This window comes from Mesorhizobium sp. M7A.F.Ca.MR.362.00.0.0 (assembly GCF_004023175.1).
In the GTDB taxonomy this organism is placed as follows: domain Bacteria; phylum Pseudomonadota; class Alphaproteobacteria; order Rhizobiales; family Rhizobiaceae; genus Mesorhizobium.
Map to the genome: position 1 here is coordinate 1 of NZ_RZTF01000683.1, position 1,738 is coordinate 1,738.

A 1,738-nucleotide genomic window follows, 5' to 3' on the forward strand; every position below is an offset into this window, starting at 1 on the left:
GAGCCGTGCATGACCAGATGCATGTTCGGCAGCCGGCGGTGGATCTCCTCGATGACGTTCATGGCCAGCACCGCGCCGTCGGGCTTGCGCGAGAATTTGTAGGCGCCATGGCTGGTGCCCATGGCAACCGCCAGCGCATCGACATGGGTGTCCTTGACGAACTCGACCGCCTGTTCCGGATCGGTCAAAAGCTGGTCGTGGCTGATGGCGCCTTCGACGCCGTGGCCGTCTTCCTGCTCGCCGCCGCCGCTCTCCAGCGAGCCGAGCACGCCGATTTCGCCTTCCACCGACACGCCGCCCCAATGCGCCATGTCGACGACGCGCTTGGTGATGCCGGAATTGTAGCCGTAGTCGGCCGGCGTCTTGCCGTCTTCCTTCAGCGACCCGTCCATCATGACCGAGGTGAAGCCGTACTGGATCGCGGTGACGCAGGTGGCTTCGTTGTTGCCATGGTCGAGATGCATGCAGACCGGAATGTCGGGATGGATTTCGACCAGCGCGTCGATCAGCTTGGCCAGCACCACGTCATTGGCATAGGCGCGCGCGCCGCGGCTGGCCTGCAGGATGACCGGCGACTTGGTCTCCTCGGCGGCCTCCATGATGGCGAGGCCCTGTTCCATGTTGTTCATGTTGAAAGCGGGCACGCCGTAGCCGTATTCGGCGGCGTGGTCGAGCAATTGTCTCAGTGTTATGCGAGCCACCCAATAGTCTCCCGTATCTGGTTTCAAGCGCAACGTCGCGGGCCGGCCGGTTGCCGGCCGGCCCTTGATGCTTCTGGCCGGATTTCGAGCCAACCGCAACCTTCAGCGCTCTTCTCGATCGCAATTCTTGTTGCAGGGCTGAAATCCGGCCTGTTCGACAACCTCAAGCCGCGATCAATTCCCGCGCCGCCAGGATCTGCACGCAGGCATTGGCCGCCTCCTTGCCCTTGATGGTGAAGTGCTCAAAGAAGAAGCGGTGGTGCTCGGCGCTGTCGTGGTAGTTGTGCGGGGTGAGAACCGCCGAAAGCACCGGCACGCCGGTCGACAGCTGCACGTTCATCATGCCGTCGATCACCGCGCTGGCGACAAACTCATGCCGGTAGATGCCGCCATTGACGACGAAGGCGGCGCCGAGGATCGCGGCATAGCGGCCGGTCCCGGCCAGGGTCTTGGCATGCAGGGGGATTTCATAGGCGCCCGGCACGTCGAAGACGTCAACGGTGAAGCGCTCGCCTCCGATGTCAGCCAGTGCCGCTTCGAAGGCCTGCACGCACTGGTCGACGATGTCGGCATGCCAGCGCGCGCGGATAACGGCGATGCGAGTCTTTTCGTAGTCTTTATGGGAATGCTGATTCATGGGTCCATCCTTCCGTTTCGAACCAGAATCAGGACGCACGATACGGATTAAGCCCGCGAAGAGCGGGCCGGCTTCCGTTTCGTTCTCTTCCATCCGGACTCTAACCGTCGGCTCCGGAATCACACCGGATCTGCTGACCTTTCCGAAACCGGAAAGCGCTCGCGGGCTTGGGTCGAAACCTTCACCGCCGGTGGGGACTTTCACCCCGCCCTGAGAACATTAACGGCTTTGTATGAAAGGGCAGGGCGCTGCTGTCAACCGGGGAGACCTATCAGGGCAATCGCTCCAGAACCAATGAGAGGTTCCGACTTGTGGCGGAGACCACCAATTGCCGAGTCGGCGCCGCCCCTCATTGCCCTGCCGGGCATTTCTCCCCGTATAGTGACGGGGAGAAAGACGC

Annotated in this window: 2 protein-coding genes and 1 riboswitch; both genes read right to left on the bottom strand. The window is 62.3% G+C overall.

Features of this window, described 5'->3' with window-relative positions:
- Window positions 1-701: class II fructose-bisphosphate aldolase (locus EOC06_RS36790; RefSeq protein ID WP_128310087.1), on the bottom strand; the 701-nt coding region annotated here is incomplete at its 3' end.
- Window positions 702-864: 163 nt separating this feature from the next.
- Window positions 865-1,338, bottom strand: coding sequence for a 6,7-dimethyl-8-ribityllumazine synthase (locus EOC06_RS36795; RefSeq protein ID WP_127322552.1), 474 nt, complete (start codon window positions 1,336-1,338; stop codon window positions 865-867).
- Between the two features lie 77 nt (window positions 1,339-1,415).
- Window positions 1,416-1,560: riboswitch (FMN riboswitch) on the bottom strand.
- Window positions 1,561-1,738 lie beyond the last annotated feature (178 nt).